The organism is Membranihabitans marinus, from assembly GCF_019802045.1.
Classification (GTDB): domain Bacteria; phylum Bacteroidota; class Bacteroidia; order Chitinophagales; family Saprospiraceae; genus Membranihabitans; species Membranihabitans marinus_A.
On record NZ_JAHVHU010000004.1, the window covers coordinates 174,586 to 192,249 of the forward strand.

16 protein-coding genes are annotated in these 17,664 nt (G+C 42.8%); 9 read left to right on the plus strand and 7 right to left on the minus strand.

All coding sequences use genetic code 11. The features are described 5' to 3' along the window. Nucleotides 1-8: 8 nt before the first annotated feature. The 3 genes from KUV50_RS03645 to KUV50_RS03655 all read right to left on the minus strand — a co-directional run bounded on the left by KUV50_RS03645 (nucleotide 9) and on the right by KUV50_RS03655 (nucleotide 3,480). Entirely contained in the window at nucleotides 9-1,202 is a 1,194-nt protein-coding gene (locus KUV50_RS03645; RefSeq protein WP_222578736.1) for an AGE family epimerase/isomerase, read from the minus strand. Nucleotides 1,203-1,628: 426 nt separating this feature from the next. Next, entirely contained in the window at nucleotides 1,629-2,357 is a 729-nt protein-coding gene (bshB1, locus tag KUV50_RS03650) for a bacillithiol biosynthesis deacetylase BshB1 (RefSeq protein WP_222578737.1), read from the minus strand. A gap of 64 nt (nucleotides 2,358-2,421) precedes the next feature. Continuing rightward, complete coding sequence (locus tag KUV50_RS03655; RefSeq protein WP_222578738.1) at nucleotides 2,422-3,480, minus strand: 3-oxoacyl-ACP synthase III family protein; 1,059 nt, start codon at nucleotides 3,478-3,480, stop codon at nucleotides 2,422-2,424. A 121-nt stretch (nucleotides 3,481-3,601) separates the two neighbouring features. On the opposite strand from KUV50_RS03655, the gene KUV50_RS03660 reads away from it, so the two are divergent. The 7 genes from KUV50_RS03660 to KUV50_RS03690 all read left to right on the plus strand — a co-directional run bounded on the left by KUV50_RS03660 (nucleotide 3,602) and on the right by KUV50_RS03690 (nucleotide 11,632). Continuing rightward, the gene (locus KUV50_RS03660) at nucleotides 3,602-4,828 is read left to right on the plus strand and encodes a cation:proton antiporter (protein WP_222578739.1); all 1,227 of its coding nucleotides are present in this window, start codon (nucleotides 3,602-3,604) and stop codon (nucleotides 4,826-4,828) included. A gap of 174 nt (nucleotides 4,829-5,002) precedes the next feature. Then, nucleotides 5,003-5,836, plus strand: coding sequence for an EboA domain-containing protein (locus KUV50_RS03665; protein ID WP_222578740.1), 834 nt, complete (start codon nucleotides 5,003-5,005; stop codon nucleotides 5,834-5,836). A gap of 48 nt (nucleotides 5,837-5,884) precedes the next feature. After that, the gene (locus tag KUV50_RS03670; protein WP_222578741.1) at nucleotides 5,885-6,901 is read left to right on the plus strand and encodes a TatD family hydrolase; all 1,017 of its coding nucleotides are present in this window, start codon (nucleotides 5,885-5,887) and stop codon (nucleotides 6,899-6,901) included. A gap of 2 nt (nucleotides 6,902-6,903) precedes the next feature. Beyond that, nucleotides 6,904-7,794, plus strand: a complete 891-nt coding sequence (gene eboC / locus KUV50_RS03675) for a UbiA-like protein EboC (RefSeq protein ID WP_222578742.1) — start codon at nucleotides 6,904-6,906, stop codon at nucleotides 7,792-7,794. A gap of 86 nt (nucleotides 7,795-7,880) precedes the next feature. Continuing rightward, complete coding sequence (locus KUV50_RS03680; RefSeq protein ID WP_222578743.1) at nucleotides 7,881-9,077, plus strand: 3-dehydroquinate synthase; 1,197 nt, start codon at nucleotides 7,881-7,883, stop codon at nucleotides 9,075-9,077. Continuing rightward, the gene (eboE, locus tag KUV50_RS03685) at nucleotides 9,067-10,248 is read left to right on the plus strand and encodes a metabolite traffic protein EboE (RefSeq protein ID WP_222578744.1); all 1,182 of its coding nucleotides are present in this window, start codon (nucleotides 9,067-9,069) and stop codon (nucleotides 10,246-10,248) included. The genes KUV50_RS03680 and eboE overlap by 11 nt, the downstream gene beginning before the upstream one ends. Before the next feature lie 13 nt (nucleotides 10,249-10,261). Next, on the plus strand, nucleotides 10,262-11,632 hold the full coding sequence (locus KUV50_RS03690; RefSeq protein WP_222578745.1) for an alkaline phosphatase family protein: 1,371 nt from the start codon (nucleotides 10,262-10,264) through the stop codon (nucleotides 11,630-11,632). Between the two features lie 700 nt (nucleotides 11,633-12,332). Here KUV50_RS03690 and KUV50_RS03695 read toward each other — a convergent pair. From KUV50_RS03695 to trkA, 4 genes are all read right to left on the minus strand, one after another. Beyond that, nucleotides 12,333-12,866: a hypothetical protein gene (locus KUV50_RS03695; protein WP_222578746.1), complete on the minus strand. Its 534-nt coding sequence runs from the start codon at nucleotides 12,864-12,866 to the stop codon at nucleotides 12,333-12,335. Between the two features lie 335 nt (nucleotides 12,867-13,201). Continuing rightward, complete coding sequence (locus tag KUV50_RS03700) at nucleotides 13,202-13,579, minus strand: DUF3127 domain-containing protein (RefSeq protein WP_222578747.1); 378 nt, start codon at nucleotides 13,577-13,579, stop codon at nucleotides 13,202-13,204. A 50-nt stretch (nucleotides 13,580-13,629) separates the two neighbouring features. Beyond that, nucleotides 13,630-15,084 carry a TrkH family potassium uptake protein gene (locus tag KUV50_RS03705; protein WP_261394975.1) on the minus strand — a complete coding sequence of 485 codons (1,455 nt, stop codon included), beginning with the start codon at nucleotides 15,082-15,084 and terminating at the stop codon, nucleotides 13,630-13,632. Continuing rightward, nucleotides 15,084-16,424, minus strand: coding sequence for a Trk system potassium transporter TrkA (gene trkA, locus KUV50_RS03710; RefSeq protein WP_222578748.1), 1,341 nt, complete (start codon nucleotides 16,422-16,424; stop codon nucleotides 15,084-15,086). Before trkA ends, KUV50_RS03705 begins: the two co-directional genes overlap by 1 nt. A gap of 202 nt (nucleotides 16,425-16,626) precedes the next feature. Between trkA and KUV50_RS03715 the strand changes: the two genes are divergently transcribed. After that, a complete protein-coding gene (locus tag KUV50_RS03715; protein WP_222578749.1) occupies nucleotides 16,627-17,088 on the plus strand; it encodes a low molecular weight protein-tyrosine-phosphatase in 462 nt (153 codons plus the stop codon). A 49-nt stretch (nucleotides 17,089-17,137) separates the two neighbouring features. Beyond that, on the plus strand, nucleotides 17,138-17,647 hold the full coding sequence (locus KUV50_RS03720) for a ferritin (RefSeq protein ID WP_222578750.1): 510 nt from the start codon (nucleotides 17,138-17,140) through the stop codon (nucleotides 17,645-17,647). Nucleotides 17,648-17,664: the final 17 nt, after the last annotated feature.

The window sequence follows — 17,664 nt, forward strand, 5'->3', positions numbered from 1 at the left end:
GTTCATCTTTATTCTACCACCGGTATGCGGTCTAGGGTGGATCGGATCTGATACAATCCTCTGGGGACATGGAAACACCCTTTCCATTTTCCCCCTTTCAAGGGCAACAGCACCTCCCCTTGGCGATTTAGGTATCCATACCATTCCCCATATTTCGGGTCCGGGAATCGACGCTGGACATATTCGTGTAATTTCAAGAACCAGTCCCACATTTTGGTATTTCCGGTAAGTTCAAATCCTTTTAAGGTGGCCACCAGTGCTTCGAGGTGAACCCACCAGAGCTTTTGGTCCCATTCCAATTGCTGTGTCGGGTGCCCCTGAACATCCATAAAGTAAAATATACCACCGTGTTCTTTATCCCAGCCCAATTCGAGCGTGTTTAGACTGATTTCAACGGCCTTATCTATTAATGATTGGTCATCCGTACGCACGGCCAGATCCATGATGAACCACATTGCTTCCAGAACATGGCCCGGATTCAATAAACGTCCGTCATAGGTGTCCGAAAAGCGTCCGTCAGGCGTTACATTTTCTAAAATGACACCATTGTGAAGATCTGGTTGATAAAATACATCCATGACCTGGTGAATCCCTTCACGAATGGTAGATTCGACTTGTTCCGGATCCAAAATATCTTCAAGTTCGAGGACCAGATTACACAAGATCATGGGCAATGCAAAACTCTTCAAGGGTCGGGTTCCCGGATAAGCTTTATTGTATTCACCTTTGGGATTATCCTGTCGTTTCAAAATATTCAGAAAAGTTACTTGTGCGATTTGGTGGTGTCGGTCCTCACCGGTTGCTTTGGCAAGCTGACCAAATGCCATCGCAGCAAAACAATCAGAAAATATATTGTAGGGTTGGGTCAACGGCTGACCTTTTTGGTTTAGCGCAAAATACCAATTTCCTTCTGCATCCCGTCCGTGCTTTTCCATAAATTCACTGCCATGCAACGCTATATCCAGCCATTTTTTAGCCGGTCGAACTGAATTAAATAAACGAGCGAACATCCAGATTTGACGGCACTGCAACCAGGTAAATTTATCGGTGTCAAATACTTGACCATCTCTATCCAGACTGGTAAAGTATCCACCGTGATCCGTATCCATGGAGTAAGTCATCCAAAATGGAAGAACATCCTTAAATAATTGATTTTGGTATATTTCTTTTAACCGGGGAATAGACGTGTTGTAATCGGACATGTATTCTGAATTTATAAGTTTAGAAGTTATGGTGTTGTAATGGTTAGGTGCACCTTAAAGTCGAAAGTGGTCATTGCATTGATGAATGCGTTGAACAAGAATATCAAGGTAATCATTTTTGTTGTCTGTCTTTTTGGCCACTTACTGAAACTCTATTACACGAATCTCTAAGCGTGTAGCTTCCTAACAGCTAATTGTCGTTTAGCACATTATTACATTTACTATATTTGAGGCATTTATGAATCTATTTCCTGTTACGTGGGAAGTCTTGCCAGTGAACTGCTATTTATCATCTGCCCTCTATCATCATAGTGGCCAATGACCGACGGCAAAGTAGATATACTGTCAAGAAGCAGGGAGCCGCCCTCATCCCTAAAACCAAAGTGCCCTAACACTTAATAGTACAGCGCCCCAATACCCAATACCCTATATCAAATCAAACAAATCACGGACTCCTATATATCTTGGAGCAGTCAACCCTTCACCATATTCCACGCCAATCTGCCGACCCAGCGAACGGGCCCGACCTTCGACCTGATCGAAAAAATCTTTATTGGTCAAGGGAGAATCAAGTTCTTTACTTTCGGGATCATAAAATTGGGACCGAAAAGCTTTGATGGCCTTCATCTTGATGTCAAACGTGTCCGATACGTCTACGACTACATCGGGAGGAATAATATAATCTTGTAAATAATGATAAATTACCTTTGGCCGCCAGCGCTCCTGGACATCTCCATCAATGTGAGTTTCGATCGATTTTAAACCGGACAAGAACCAGGCATCATAGACCAACTTAGCTGATCGACCGTGATCAGGATGACGGTCATGGGTGGCATTGGCGATTAGAATATCGGGTCTGGCTGCTCGAATTACTTTTACGATCTCCAGCTTCTCCGATTCGGTTCCCGTGAAAAATCCATCTCGAAAACCAAGGTTGACTCTGAATTGTGCATTCTGAATCCGAGCTGCATTTTCTGCTTCACGAAGTCTGATCTCGGGCGTCCCTCGGGTACCCAATTCACCTTGTGTCAAATCTAAAATTCCAAACGAATGTCCTTTTTGTTTTTGAACGGCTAGGGTCCCTGTGATACTCAGTTCTACATCATCCGGATGAACTCCTACAGCCAGTATATTTACTTTCTTGATCTGTTCCATATTATCAATACAAATATTTATTTTCAATCTGATCTCGTAATCTTTCCCTGGATAATCTGGTCTTCTACCATTGCAACAGTGCTGCTCCCCAGGTGAACCCGCTTCCGAAAGCTGCCAGACAAACTAGATCGCCTGATTTGATTTTGTTAGCGTGATAAGCTTCTGACAACGCGATCGGAATAGAGGCTGCTGTAGTATTTCCGTATTTTTGGATATTGTTATACACTTGATCATCTGACAGTCCGAGCCGTTTCTGCACGAACTGGCTAATTCGAAGATTGGCTTGATGTGGGATGAGCAAACTGATATCTTCAGGTGATTTCTCTGTTGCCAACAAAGCTTCCTGAATAACTTCCGGGAATTTTGTTACTGCAAACTTAAAAACATGTTGACCATCCATATACGGGAAAGTCAGGTGATTATCCAACATGTCTTCGGTGAGAAAAACCGGGTCATAAGGATTATCTGAAAATCCGTATTTTTCAGTATCTTCTTCGTAATATCCACCATGACAACCGGGACTGATAAAGGCTAGTTTTTCAGCATGACGACCATCAGAATGAAGATGCGTGCTCAATATTCCACGTTCAGCATCTTCGGTCGGTTGAAGAACAACGGCACCTGCTCCATCGCCAAATATGACCGATATATCCCGACCTCGAGTGGTGTAGTCCAATCCCATGGAATGGGTCTCGCTACCGATCAGCAAAATGTTTTTGTACATGCCGGTTTTGATAAACTGATCAGCGACACTCAGGCCGTATATAAAGCCGGAACACTGATTGCGAATGTCCAGTGCGCCACACTCCCCTTCTGAGATGCCCAACATACGCTGAACTAACACCCCACACCCTGGAAAATAATAATCCGGACTCAATGTGGCAAAAACAATAAAATCGATGTCATTTTTATCAATTCCGGCATCTTTGATGGCCATTTCTGCCGCTTTAGCTCCCATTGTTGTAGTGGTTTCCCTGAACCGGGTCGCTACGCGTCGCTCTTGTATTCCGGTTCGTTCACGGATCCATTCGTCACTGGTATCCATCACTTTCTCCAGATCTTTATTCGTAACAATATTTTCAGGTACGTAATGGCCAATACCTTTTATGATGGTCTTTTTCATTTTTATTTCTTCTGTTTGATTCGGTGTTGAAATGATCCGAACACCGAATATATATGAGCGGTCAATTTAATAAAATATTTCCTTAAGAATGATATTTTTACCTTTGAATGAATTCTAACTCATGATTGCAAACATCACACAACTAAGCTGGGCACTGGCTGGTACGGGTATAAATCTGAGGATATACCTCATAATTGCGTTGGTGATTCTCGTTTTTAGTTTTCTGCTGAAACAGATCCACCAACCGTATATCATTGCTTATATGCTCAGTGGTGTCGTGTTGGGTCCATTTGGACTGGGAATGTTTGTGGATATTGACCTAGTGCAGGACGTGGGAGATATTGGGTTGATCATACTGATGTTTTTTATCGGAATGGAAATATCTCTTCCCAAATTCGTGCGAAAATGGCGGATCTCGATCATTGCGACAGGATTGCAAATAATTATGAGTCTGCTTTTTTGTGGATTATTGAGTATGGCTTTTGGATGGAATTGGAAACAGGTCTTGTTTCTGGGCTTTATTACTGCATTAAGTAGTTCAGCTGTGGTGATTAAATTATTGGAAGCCAAAAACAAAGTAACAACGAATATCGGTGAGAATGTTATTATCGTACTGCTGACTCAAGATGTATTATTTGTTCCGATCCTCGTATTTCTTGGTAGCATTACTGGCGTGGAGGTGGCTCAAAAAACCATTATTTTACAGATTACGGGTGGGGTTTTTCTCCTGCTCACTTTGCTGTATGTGCTTTGGAAAGAAGAGATCAGATTGCCTTTTTCGAAACAGCTAAAAGGAGATCACGAACTTCAGGTTTTTGCAGGGTTGCTTTTGTGTTTTGGTATGGCCTTTTTGACCGATTTTTTTAATTTATCTGCAGCTCTGGGCGCGTTTGTTGGTGGGATATTGGTTCACGCGGCAAAAAGTACACAGTGGTTACATAACAGCCTGCATCCCTTTCGCGTAGTATTGGTTTCTGTCTTTTTTATCTCGATTGGAATACTGATTGATCTGACCTACCTGGTTGATAATTGGATTATAGTATCTTCATTGGTTTTACTAGTTTTTGTGACTAATCATGGGATCAATGCCTTGTCACTCAGAGCGTTGGGAAATACCTGGACCCAGTCTATATACGGTGGAGGTTTGTTGGCACAAATAGGTGAATTAAGTTTTATCGTGGCTTCGGTGGGTCGGGTAAATGGAGTTCTCGGTCCTGATGAATACAAGCTGACCATATTGATCATATCAGTTACTATATTTCTAAGCCCCTTCTGGATTGGATTAACGAAATTTGTAATAGCTCGATATGGGAAGGCAGATGCCTCTGGAGAATGGCTTCAAAAATAGGGTTTGAAACATTAATTTTTACTTTAAAAGTAGGCGATCATTAAAATTTTATTAACACCCCTGAAAAATTAGTTTTCTCAGGTGATTTCCTTTAATTATGGACCACCCACATATAAAAATATGTAGTGAAATTTCTCATTAAAAGAAAGGTGGGGTGAAGAAAAAATGTCAGAGATGATGCCATACATAAATTACATCGACGATATACTGAAATCAGAGTGTACCGAGAAAGAATATGAGTGGATACAAACTAAATCGCGTCAGGATCCTAAAGCGATCCGATTGGCATTTGTCATGGCCCACAGACAAATATCCAATGTGCCTGTATCTGCAGGAAGAATAAAAATTTTGGATACTCCTTATTCTATTGACCTAAGTCAGTGGTCCAGAGATCAGTTGGGGAGAACATTTCTGGTGCTTTCACTTGAACGGGGAGACGCCAACAAGTTTTATGATGAGGTACAAACCATTTTTAAAACAGCTGATAACCGTGAATCCCAAGCTATTTATGCAGCTATGTCGCTCTTCAGTTCCCCATCCATTTGGATTCAACGAGCCACTGAAGCTATCCGATCCAATGTAGGCCTGATTTTTGATGCCATGGCGTTTAATAATCCCTTTCCGGCAATGCACTTTGATGATGTTGCCTGGAATCAGTTGGTTCTTAAAACGATTTTTAGTGATAAGTCCATCTGGAGAATTACAGGGTTAGCTGAACGACGTAATGAACAGTTGGCAAGAACCCTTTCTGATTTTGCTCATGAACGATGGGCAGCCGGACGGACCTTACCGGCTGATGTTTGGTTTCTCGCAGCTCCCTTTCCCGGAAAAAGATATTGGGAAGATGTGGAGACATTGTTATCTTCAGATGCGGCAGATAATCAGAACGCCGGCTATTTGCTGTGGAAGGAACACAATCAGAGCACCCCGGATCATATCAAGGATTCATACGAAAAGTACATGACGGAAATGAATCGGAAGGATATCCGATGGTCGGACTTGACGTAATTAGAGCATATAAATAGATCAATTTTAATCAAGAAATAAACCACAATTATGGGACATTCAGATAAACCTACACAGAACCCCCCTCATTTTCAAGGCGACACCGGTCAACAGCCCGTGGAGAAGCAGGAGGATTTTGATTATAAAAATGAAATTAAAGGATGGCATTTCTTTGACCCCCATATTCATATGGTATCCAGAACGACCGACGATTACCAGGCTTTGGCTGATGCAGGGGTGGTGGGAATTATTGAACCTGCATTTTGGGTCGGTCAACCACGTACGGGATTATCCACATTTCGGGATTATTACAATAGCCTGATCGGATGGGAACGTTTTCGTTCCTCCCAGTTTGGGATCCAACACTACTGTACCATGGGATTGAATTCCCGGGAAGCCAATAATGAGGAATTGGCGGAACAAGTAATGGAAATACTTCCGCTTTATCTATATAAAGAAGGGGTCGTTGGCGTGGGTGAAATAGGATTTGATGACCAGACGGCCTTGGAAGAAAAGTATTATCGGGCTCAATTGGAACTGGCGAAAGAAGGCAACTTGCCCGTTCAGGTCCACACGCCCCATCGAGATAAAACCCAAGGAACAGAAAAAAGCATGGCTATTGCGTTGGAACATGGCCTGGACCCATCTATGGTCATTATTGATCACAATAATGAAGAGACAGTAGAATCTGTTTTGGATCAAGGATTTTGGGCAGCATTTACGATTTATCCGTTCACTAAAATGGGGAATCAGCGTATGGTGGAAGTCGTGAAAAAATATGGTTCAGAGCGAATCATGGTTAATAGTGCCGCTGACTGGGGAATTAGTGATCCACTTGCTGTTCCGAAAACAGCTGCATTGATGAAGGTTCAGGGAATACCGGAAAATCAAATTAGAGATGTGACCTATCAAAATGCCATTGATGCATTCGGTCAAAGCGGACAGATCAAAAAAGAACTATTGCGGTCGTTGCAAGAAGTTGATCAAAGTGTGAAATATGAAGGAAATACAGTGCTCAGAGGCGGACAACAACCTCGTACGAACAAGAATTCTGTTATAATCGAATAACCTTGCGTACGAATCCTTACCTTATCCTCATCCGTCCGGCTAATCTGATTACTTCTGCTGCCGACATTGTTGCTGGTGCGACGGTGGCTACCTTGCTATATACAGAGTCGTTCACAGTGCCGGGGCACTGGTCGGGTTTCTTTTTTCTTCTATTATCATCTGTATTACTTTATGCAGGTGGTATTACTATGAATGATGTGATAGATTATAGACTGGACCAGGTAGAGCGTCCGGAAAGGCCGATTCCAAGTGGGAAAATTCCAGTCCGTCACGCGGCCTTGTTCGCCAGTTGCTTGATGGCTGGCGGGGTGTTACTGGGCTTTATACATCACATGCAGAGTGGTGTTTTGGCACTTTTGATTGCCGTACTCTCTCTGGTCTACAATAAATGGAGCAAGCATCATAGTTTTGCCGGACCTTTTAACATGGGGGTGTTACGTGGTCTCAATCTTTTGCTGGGACTTAGCTTCATACCAAATTTGGTGGTTGGGAATTATGAAATAGGAATCATTCCCCTGACCTATATTTTTGCCATTACCATGGTCAGTCGCGGGGAAGTCCATGGAAGTTCACGTCAACCACTTTTCATAGCAGGTGGACTGTTTTTATTAGCGGAAGCCGGTATTCTGTACATCGGGTGGAGTTATGGGAGTATTTGGCTACCTGTGCTGTTTGCTCTTATTCATCTGTGGTTTATTTTTCCAGCACTTATTCGAGCCATAAAAAATCCGACACCCGACCACATCAGACGAACGGTGATGCACGGAGTGTTGGGGATTATTTTACTGGATGCAGTATGGGTCAGCACGACCGAGTATTGGCCATGGGCGATAGCGCTGGTCCTATTATTACCTGTATCCAGACAACTTGGTCGCTACTTTTCTGTTACATGATAAAAGCTTCAAAGAACAGGACCAGTAAATTTCAAAATGTTTTTGAGAAAAGCATACAATTTTAGACGTCAAATGCATTTACAGACATGAAAAACAAAACAAAAGTCGCCAACGAATCCTCGGTATTACAAGCCAGATTTATGGTGCCTTACCAGTACGAGATACATTTCACCAGTGATTTATTTGCCATTGAGAATCCATTGGTACGGGAGTATTTTTCGCAACATAAGAAATTAAAAGGTCAAAAGCCAAAAGTACTTTTTATGATTGATCAGGGGGTGGTCGATCATCATCCGGATCTATCAACACGAATCGGGCTATATTTTGACACGGTAGATGGAGTAGAATGTATAAATAAAAAGTATATTTTTCCTGGTGGTGAACAAGTCAAGAACAGCCGCAAGGATCAGGATGCCATGCTTCAAGCTATCGATGAACATGGTATTGACCGGCACTCCTATGTCATCGGCATTGGTGGTGGTGCCTTGTTGGATGCAGTGGGATATGCCGCAGCTATTTCACATCGTGGTGTTCGGCATATCCGTGTCCCTACGACCGTTCTCTCACAGAATGACTCAGGTATAGGTGTCAAAAACGGTATAAATTATTTTAATAAGAAAAATTATCTGGGGAGTTTTACCCCGCCGGAGGCCGTCTGGAATGATCTAGATTTTCTAAGTACTTTATCAGATCGTGACAAGCGATCTGGCTTGTCTGAAGCAGTTAAAGTGGCTCTGATTAAAGACCGGCAGTTTTTTGAATGGCTTGAAGAATACAGTAAGTCATTAAACTCCTTTGATGAGGAAGCCTTACAGGAATCGATCATTGTCTGCGCACGTCTTCATCTGAATCATATAACCACGAGTGGTGATCCTTTTGAACGTGGATCAGCGCGGCCTCTTGATTTTGGTCACTGGGCTGCTCATAAACTGGAACACCTGACAGATTATGAAATTCGGCACGGTGAAGCTGTTGCTGTTGGTATTGTCCTGGATACGGTTTATTCATATCTAATGGGCTATATTGATGAAAATTCCATGAACCGGGTGGTCTCTCTTTTTGACCAACTGGGGTTCAATGAATATTTTGATTATCTGCGACACTATGAGAGTAAAGCTTTGCTTCAGGGACTCGAAGAGTTCCGGGAACATCTCGGCGGCAAATTAACTGTCACGCTCATCGACCGCATTGGTCATGGTTTTGAAGTACATGAAATTGATACTGAAAAAATGAAAATGGCACTGAAGCGCATTACTCAACCAACCTTTTATTATGAGAACTAATTCCGGCCATCTTTCTTATTGCACCAATATTCATTCCGGCGAAGATTGGTCTTCTCATTTTCAGGAACTGAGTAGACATCTTCCCCGAATAAAAAAAGAAGTATCTCCAGATGAGGATATGGGAATCGGACTTCGGATTAATCACCAAATGGCACGGGACCTGCTTGAAGGAAATTCGCTTGAGGTGTTTCAGTCGTGGCTTGAGAAGAATGGCTTCTATGTTTTTACGCTCAATGGTTTTCCATATGGCTCATTTCACGGAGAGGTGATCAAGGATCAGGTTCATGCACCGGATTGGACAACGACGGATCGGCTGGCATATACCTTGCGATTATTTGATATTCTTGCCCGTTTATTGCCTGCTGACGTGGAAAGCGGAGGGATTTCCACCTCACCCCTCTCCTACCGCTATTGGCATAAATCGGAAAAAGAGCGGAATGAAGCCCTGAATAAAGCCACCGATCGGATTATAGAGGTGGCGGTATATCTTGATAAATTAAAAGACAAGTTCGGTAAAAATCTCCATCTAGACCTGGAACCGGAACCCGATGGCCTGATCGGGAATGGCGAGGAGTTTATTCAGTGGTATGATAGTGTGCTTTTAACACGGGCAAATAAAGTACTAAAAGACAGCGATGTGTCATCTGGAAATTTGGGTAATTTTATCCGGAAACACATTCAGCTTTGCTATGATGTTTGTCACATGGCTGTAGAGTTTGAAAATCAGTCTGATCTGATTAATACCCTCCGACATAATAACATTCCGATCGGCAAAATCCAGTTAAGCTCAGCACTTCGGTTGAAGACAGGCATCAATCCGGAAGAATTACGGAAATTTGATGAGCCCTATTACCTGCATCAGGTGGTCATCAAAAAACCAGATGGGGCATTGATACGATTCAGAGACCTGCCAGCAGCATTCGATACTAACGAGAATACAGATGGCGAATGGCGGGTGCATTTTCATGTACCAGTATTTACCAAAGCGTATGGAGTCTTATCCTCCACACAGGATTACTTGGTGGAAATCCTGGATATTCACCGCAAATCGCCGCTGACCGATCATTTTGAGATCGAGACCTATACCTGGGATGTATTGCCGGATGAATTGCAATTGCCCGTTAGTGAATCAATCATTCGGGAGATCGAGACGATCCAAAAATGGATGTAAAGAAATTATAATTATGAAAAAAACTGTTGTAATAGATATTGTAGGTTTGAGTCAGAGCGTGATCGGTAAAGACACCCCTTTCATTCAGGAATATATGAATCGTCATCATCATGCCCGAATTCATCCGCCCTTTCCAGCGTTGACCACTGCTTCGCAATCCACTTATATCACCGGGAAATCTCCTTCTGACCATGGAATTGTCGGCAATGGGTGGTACGATCGGATAGAATGCGAAGTTAAATTTTGGAAACAGGCCGATCAGCTGGTCTCGGCTCCTAAGATATGGGAGAAAGCACGCGAAGTGGATCCAGATTTTACCTGTTCCAAGATGTTTTGGTGGTACAATATGTATAGCGATGTAGAATTTTCTGCCACACCGCGACCCCAGTACCGGGCAGACGGGGTCAAAGTACCGGATTGTTATACGCAACCGGCTGCTTTGCGGGATGAGCTTCAGGAGGAATTTGGAACCTTTCCGCTTTTCAATTTCTGGGGACCGAACACCTCGGTCAAGTCCAGTCAGTGGATTGCAGATGCTTCTCTTTGGGTAGATAAAAAACATGATCCGACGCTAACTCTAATTTATTTACCTCACCTGGACTATGCTTTGCAGCAGTACAGTCATAAAGATGAGCGAAGCAAAAAAAGCCTCCGCGAAATAGATGGAGTGGTTAAGCGTCTGGTCGAGCATTATGAATCGAGGGACGCTGCAGTCATCCTTTTATCTGAATATGGGATTAATCCGGTGGATAATCCGATCCATCTCAACCGGGTTTTTCGCAAAAAAGGCTGGCTTGCCGTACGTGAAGAAAATGGAAAAGAGTTGTTGGATGCCGGTGCCTCAAAAGCATTTGTCATTGCGGATCATCAGATCGGTCATGTTTATATCAATGACAAGAGCATCCATGAAGCTGTTAAGCGAGTACTGGAGTCTACAGCAGGAATAGCTCAGGTACTTGATGTACAAGGGAAAAAAGAATACGGCATCGATCATGAACGCGCCGGTGATCTGGTTCTGATAGCAGAAGATGACGCGTGGTTTACGTATTATTACTGGGAAGATGACAAACGTGCACCGGATTTTGCCCGGAGTGTGCAGATCCATAAAAAACCGGGTTATGATCCGGCTGAAATGTTTTTTGACCAATCCAACCCTCTGATCAAAGGCCGGGCAGCCTACCAATTAGCACGTAAAAAGCTGGGCTTCCGGTATGTGATGGATGTGATATCGCTCGATGCCAGTTTGGTCAGCGGCAGTCATGGCAGTCCGTTGGTCTCGGAAGAATTCCATCCGGTGTGTATATCCAGTGAGCCTTTACCCGGGGAGGTGATACAGCCTGAAAAGGTGTACGATGTAATCTGGGAGCGATTGTTTGGGGGATAGCGTTTAATCAGAGGTGGTGTCAGAAACTTGCCGGGTGGGATTAGAGCGAACGGATAGTGTCTGGCACCTGAGTATGAACCACCAGTGCCAGATTCTTGGTGCTCTTCTCTGCGCTGGGATGGACAGGAGAAACCCACCTCGCTCTCACGCCATGTTATCCCAACTGGTTTCTTCCACCACCATCCCTTAACCCGTTTTATTCACCACGTCAATCTGTCGCAATACATAATCTGCAGTGTATCGACTGCTTAAAATCCAAAATTAGGCATGTCACATAGTCCAATAGTGGGTGACGTTGACTTTTGATTCACACATTATCCTCGGGACAGAGCACTCCCTCAGCCAAGGCAGAGACAGGTCGGTTCCTTCATCCTACCCACCCAAAATGAGGACATTTTGGTTCCTTCACCGAATGTGGATTGACCACATTCGATCTCGCCCTTGGCGAGATTTTGCTCAGTCATACAGAATTATCTGACACAGCTCGGCATAACCAGGGGGTTCAGCCCTGGAATAACTACCTGGGATTGCAAGTAAGTCCACTTTGTGGAGGGAAGATAATTGAAGGAATTTGTTGATACAACCCAAGGAATGTGAAAACGCTAAAAAAATTAATTTTTTTGCAGATCTCAAGATGCCCTTTACCAATAAGCCACCATTCATCATCAACAACTTACCATTAACCATCCCCAATGAACCATTAAAATATCACCTGAAGTATCGGAATAAATATCAAACCCAATTGCATCGGAAGGGAGAACGAAGCCTTATTTTCCACAACCCAATCCCTCAAATCCCGTTCTGTATAGGTGTAGAAGAAGATCTCTTGCTTTTTGTATTTGGCCAACCACTGCTCCGGATCACGACGGAACATCTCTACATCTACACTGTACCGGCCACTCTGCATCTGCCAATGACCTAATTCCCCCGGAAAAACAGTCCGTGCCTGAATAATCGTTCCTCCACCAAGAACTTCCCATACATTGGGGTTGTCTTTGTGACGCATCCGGATAATACCCGACTGGTCGCCCAAGGTATACTGCCACTCCGTGTAATCATCCAGTGAAGCCCAGGTTGCTTCGATCGTTCCTGTGAAATCCGAACTATCGGTAACGATTATCCACTGATCAAACCGGTTGTCGTATTTGGTGGATATTCCAATAATATTTTGCGCCTGAATTTTGGGGAAAAACACCCAAAAACCAAATAACAGAATAAAGTACAATTGTCTCATAGTTCCGGCTTTAATGATTGGGATGAAACACAATAACAAAATATGACAACACAATATTGTACATAAACAAAAGGAAAGTACGACTAAACGTACTCGAAGTGCCGAGCACGACAGTACGAGATGTAAAGGAATCGGAAAGCTGGCACGTGGATAGCTACAGCCCAAAAAACTCGTCCTGGGAAGGTGTTTTCAGCACCATTCCCCAGGAATTCTCCCACAGGGTGGGTTTTTAAATGAAGTGACTGTGCAAGCGAGTACTACAAAACTATTCGATGGTGTCATACCGATTCTCTTGTCATGGATTCCATCATCATAAAAACCTAAGCCGTTTCCATTCAGAATGGCAGATCGTCATCTGGTGTGGGTTGATTCTGATTTATTTCCGGTGGTTCATCGTTAAACACGAAATCCTCTTCTTCAGGGAATCCTCCGGTATTGCCCGGCTGATGTGCCTCAAGTTTCCAGGCATTGAGATTGGTAAAATACTTACCGTTCCATTCTCGTCCCCGCAAATCAAAATGAACTTTTACTTCACTTCCTTCTTCAAAAGGATCCAATAATCCACATCGATCCTGTGTGAGTTGAAATTTAATCAACTGCATATAGTTGTTGTCATTCACTTCAAGGACAAACTCCCGTGCGCTGAATGATTGCGTTTTTTGTTCTGTTTCAAACTTTTTGAATAATTTTCCTGAAATTTCAAAAGATGCCATAGTTCTTAATTTTTAGCAAATATAGAGATATTTATATATATGTTGTAAGATTAACTGTTTTTCCAGAAGTAAGGAGTAAAAATAATAAAGACGGTAAAGAGTTCCAATCTTCCAATCAACATGATCAAAGATAAAAACCATTTTGTAAAACCATTCATGGTAGCGAAGTTGTTAACTGGTCCTACCTCACCGATTCCTGGTCCTACATTGCTGATACTGGTTGCTACTGCACCAGCTGCTGTTAACAAATCCTCCCCTGCGATGATGACGATGATGGTCCCAAAGATAAAGGTCCCGATATAGAGCAAGAAAAACACCAGGATGTGAGTCAGAACACGGGGTGGCACGATCCGACCATTCAGTTTTAATCGAATCATGGCCCGGGGATGAAGTAAACGTTTGAATTCCAGGATAGAATTTTTAAATAGGACTGTATGTCGAATCATTTTAATACCCCCGGCGGTAGAACCGGCGCATGCCCCCATGAACAGAAGTAAAAAAAATACAGCGGTTATGGAAGGATCCCAGGAAGTATAATCAGCTGTCACGAATCCGGTGGTGGTGATGATTGATGCAATCTGGAAAAGACTGTCCCGAAACGCTTTTTCGATCGTGATGTCTGTGACCTGAAATACTGCTACAGTAATGATGAGTGTTAGGACCGATACCATATAAAAGTAGGAACGAAGTTCATCACTCTTGAATACAGTTTTGAATTTACCGCGCAACGCCAGGTAATGCAATGAATAATTAACGCCGGCCAGCAGCATAAATACGGCTGTAATGTATTGAATTTGTGGGCTGTAGTAAGCAATACTAGCATTTTTGGTGCTAAAACCACCGGTGGCCATCGTCGTTAATGCGTGATTGATCCCATCAAACCAATCCATTCCGTTCCACCATAAAAGGAACCACAACAAGAGTGTAAACCCAAGATATATAAACCACAGTGCTTTGGCCGTATCTTTTATTCGGGGATGGAGCTTCTCAGAAGTAGGACCGGGGGCTTCAGCGACAAAAAGTTCAATACCTCCGATGCCAAGCAGAGGTAAAAGAGCAACGGTTAAGACGATGATTCCCATCCCCCCCAACCACTGAGTAAAACTCCGCCAAAATAGAATGTCCCTCGGGAGGGCTTCGATGTCATTGATTATAGTCGCACCAGTGGTGGTAAGCCCGGACATCGTTTCAAAAAATATATCTGTGATAGAACCGATTTCTCCGGAGATATAATATGGCAGCGCACACGATACCCATAGTGTGAGCCAGGCCAGGACGACGATCAGGTAGCCTTCCCGTTTATTGACAGTAAGATCCATATTGCGGGCTGCAAACAACAAAAGGCCTCCTCCCAGCAAGCAAATAAGGATACTACTGATGAAATTGTGTAGGTGACCGGTTTGATAATACAGGGACAGTGGCAAGCATAGAATCATGGAAAGGGCTACGATGCATAGCAATACACCCAATACCCTTATAATTGCTCCATACCGGATTAATTTCATTACCGAAACATTTTTTCGACCAGGCTGATGGCTTCCGGTTCTGCAAAAACAATCACTTTATCATCGATTTGCAATTGAAAGTTTCCATCTGGAATAATGCTTTCTTCTTCACGAATGACCCCGGCTATAAGCGCCTTATCGGGAAAGTGGAGCTTATAAAGTGGTTTTCGTACCATTTTATTATTTTTGGTAACTGTAAATTCAATAATTTCAGCGTCCACGCCATGCAAGCTTGTAATCGCTTCAATTTCACCCTTGCGAACGAAACGGAAAATATTATTGGCTGCAATGAGCTTAGTGTTAAGCAGCGTATCCACCCCGATATTTTGGGATAATCGGATGTAGTCGGCATTATCGACCAGTGCTATCGTTTTGATTGCTTTAAGTTCTTCAGCCATAAGTGACATAATGATATTGGCTTCAGAACTTGGCATCAGGCATATGAGCGCATCCATTTCTTCGAGCCCTTCTTCACGAAGCACATTAAAATTCGTAGGGTCTCCTTTAATGACGAGGCTGTTGGAAAGATTTTCCAAGAGTATTTTGCAGGATTCTTTGTCTTCCTCAACGATGGTGACATTATATATTTTTTCAATCATCCTTGCCGTAAGCCGAGTGATTTCTCCGCCGCCTAAAATCATCACGCTTTTGACGGTTTTGTTCATTTTCCCTGCAAAGGTGGTTGCTTTACTTATTTCTTCCCGGCGTGACATGAGGTAAATGTGATCCCGTGGACGGACTATGGTCGTACCCCGGGGTCTGATGGTAGTATTCCCCCGTAGTATAGCAATCGGCCGAAATGGGAAATCCGTTGTCATTTTCTCGATTTCCAAAATATTCTTATTAGCAATTTTGGAATTGTATCGGACCGTCAGCCCGATAACGGATAGTTTTCCGTTTTCAAATTCGAAAATATCTGTAAGTGCTGTCTGTTTTAGTAAACGAGTAATTTCTTTAGCGACCAGATAGTTCGGGGATATGATGGTGTCGACACCCAGCTCCTTAAAAACATCGATTTGATCCTTCTCCAAAAACTCTGGATTTTCAACCCGGGCAATAGTTTGTTTGGCTCCCATTTTCTTGGCTAAGATGGCAGACACCAGATTGGTATGTTCGGAAGTGGTCACAGCCATGTATAGATCAGCTTTCCCTATTTCAGCCTGATGCAACACGGATCGTGCAGCTGCATCCCCTTTGACAGGTAGTATATCCAACTGATTGAAAGCATTATCCAGGGTCTCCTGCTCAATATCGATCAGAATAATTTCGTGATTCTCAAATGAAAGCAATTTTGCTAAATGCCGCCCCACTTCACCTGCACCTGCCAGAATAATCTTCATTTTAAATTTATTTACAGTTGAATGGATTTGTGATCAACATTCTTTGATATTGTTGTTTCTTTCTTTATTAGCTGCCAGGCAGTATTCGGTATAAATAGGAAAAAAAAGAAGGTTTATCAAAATCTTTTTATCCAATACGTCTGTTTGTATTGAGCTGGCAACATTATTTTAAGATCAAATTTACTTTAAAAAAATCTAGAACATGAAAATTTTAATGGTTTGTCTTGGTAATATATGTCGCTCTCCACTGGCAGAAGGCATTCTTGCCCGTAAAGCGAAAGATAAGGGGCTTGATTGGGTGGTGGATAGTGCCGGAACAAGTGGATGGCACGATGGTGATCCACCTGATGAACGCTCTATAGAAGTAGCTCGATTACATGATTTGGATATTTCACAACAGAAATCGCGCAAAATAAGGTCCACAGATTTTGATGAATTTGATCTTATTTATGTCATGGATGATCAAAATCTCCAGGATGTTTTGCGTTACTGTCATACAGATGAAGAAAGAAATCGGGTAGCCAAAATAATGGATGTTCTGCCCGAGTCTTCCCGCACAAATGTACCTGACCCTTACTATGGACAATATGGTTTTGAACTGGTCTACAACATGCTTGATGAAGCCTGTGACAAAATAATTGAAAATGCTGAAACCATAGAATAGTTCGTATATTTGCTTTCTTAATATTATCACTTCAATAAATACAGTTGTTATGAGTCCTGAAATGCAAAACAAGTTAAATAATCAAATCGGCATGGAAGCCTACGCCAGCTTTCTGTATCTATCTATGTCGGTCTGGTGTGATTACAAAGGACTCATGGGCTGCGCCCGTTTCCTAAAACGACAATCTGCAGAAGAACATATGCATATGATGAAGTTGGTAGAATATGTGCAGGAAGTCGACGGATATCCCAGCATCCCAAGTATTGCGCAACCTCCTGGAGACTTTAAAGATATCGACACATTGTTCCAGGAAGTATTGGGGCATGAAAAAAAAGTTACTCGTGCAATTAATGACTTGGTAGAATTTTCCTCCAAGGAAAAAGATCACAGTACTTATAATTTTTTGCAGTGGTATGTGGAAGAACAGCGAGAAGAAGAAAATCTGATGCGAACTATACTGGATAAGATAAATCTGATCGGTGATTCACCACAAAAGCTGTATTATATCGATAAAGAACTGGAAGCCATCAACGACTCCGTAGAAAGTGGGGGGGCATAAACCCCCTGGACAAGTTT

Excerpts from the sequence above, each read along its gene's own strand:
- KUV50_RS03645 (WP_222578736.1), bottom strand. The coding sequence starts at position 1,202 with ATGTCCGATTACAACACGTCTATTCCCCGGTTAAAAGAAATATACCAA.
- bshB1 (WP_222578737.1), bottom strand. The coding sequence starts at position 2,357 with ATGGAACAGATCAAGAAAGTAAATATACTGGCTGTAGGAGTTCATCCG.
- KUV50_RS03655 (WP_222578738.1), bottom strand. The coding sequence starts at position 3,480 with ATGAAAAAGACCATCATAAAAGGTATTGGCCATTACGTACCTGAAAAT.
- KUV50_RS03660 (WP_222578739.1), top strand. The coding sequence starts at position 3,602 with ATGATTGCAAACATCACACAACTAAGCTGGGCACTGGCTGGTACGGGT.
- KUV50_RS03665 (WP_222578740.1), top strand. The coding sequence starts at position 5,003 with ATGATGCCATACATAAATTACATCGACGATATACTGAAATCAGAGTGT.
- KUV50_RS03670 (WP_222578741.1), top strand. The coding sequence starts at position 5,885 with ATGGGACATTCAGATAAACCTACACAGAACCCCCCTCATTTTCAAGGC.
- KUV50_RS03680 (WP_222578743.1), top strand. The coding sequence starts at position 7,881 with ATGAAAAACAAAACAAAAGTCGCCAACGAATCCTCGGTATTACAAGCC.
- eboE (WP_222578744.1), top strand. The coding sequence starts at position 9,067 with ATGAGAACTAATTCCGGCCATCTTTCTTATTGCACCAATATTCATTCC.
- KUV50_RS03690 (WP_222578745.1), top strand. The coding sequence starts at position 10,262 with ATGAAAAAAACTGTTGTAATAGATATTGTAGGTTTGAGTCAGAGCGTG.
- KUV50_RS03695 (WP_222578746.1), bottom strand. The coding sequence starts at position 12,866 with ATGAGACAATTGTACTTTATTCTGTTATTTGGTTTTTGGGTGTTTTTC.
- KUV50_RS03700 (WP_222578747.1), bottom strand. The coding sequence starts at position 13,579 with ATGGCATCTTTTGAAATTTCAGGAAAATTATTCAAAAAGTTTGAAACA.
- KUV50_RS03705 (WP_261394975.1), bottom strand. The coding sequence starts at position 15,084 with ATGAAATTAATCCGGTATGGAGCAATTATAAGGGTATTGGGTGTATTG.
- trkA (WP_222578748.1), bottom strand. The coding sequence starts at position 16,424 with ATGAAGATTATTCTGGCAGGTGCAGGTGAAGTGGGGCGGCATTTAGCA.
- KUV50_RS03715 (WP_222578749.1), top strand. The coding sequence starts at position 16,627 with ATGAAAATTTTAATGGTTTGTCTTGGTAATATATGTCGCTCTCCACTG.
- KUV50_RS03720 (WP_222578750.1), top strand. The coding sequence starts at position 17,138 with ATGAGTCCTGAAATGCAAAACAAGTTAAATAATCAAATCGGCATGGAA.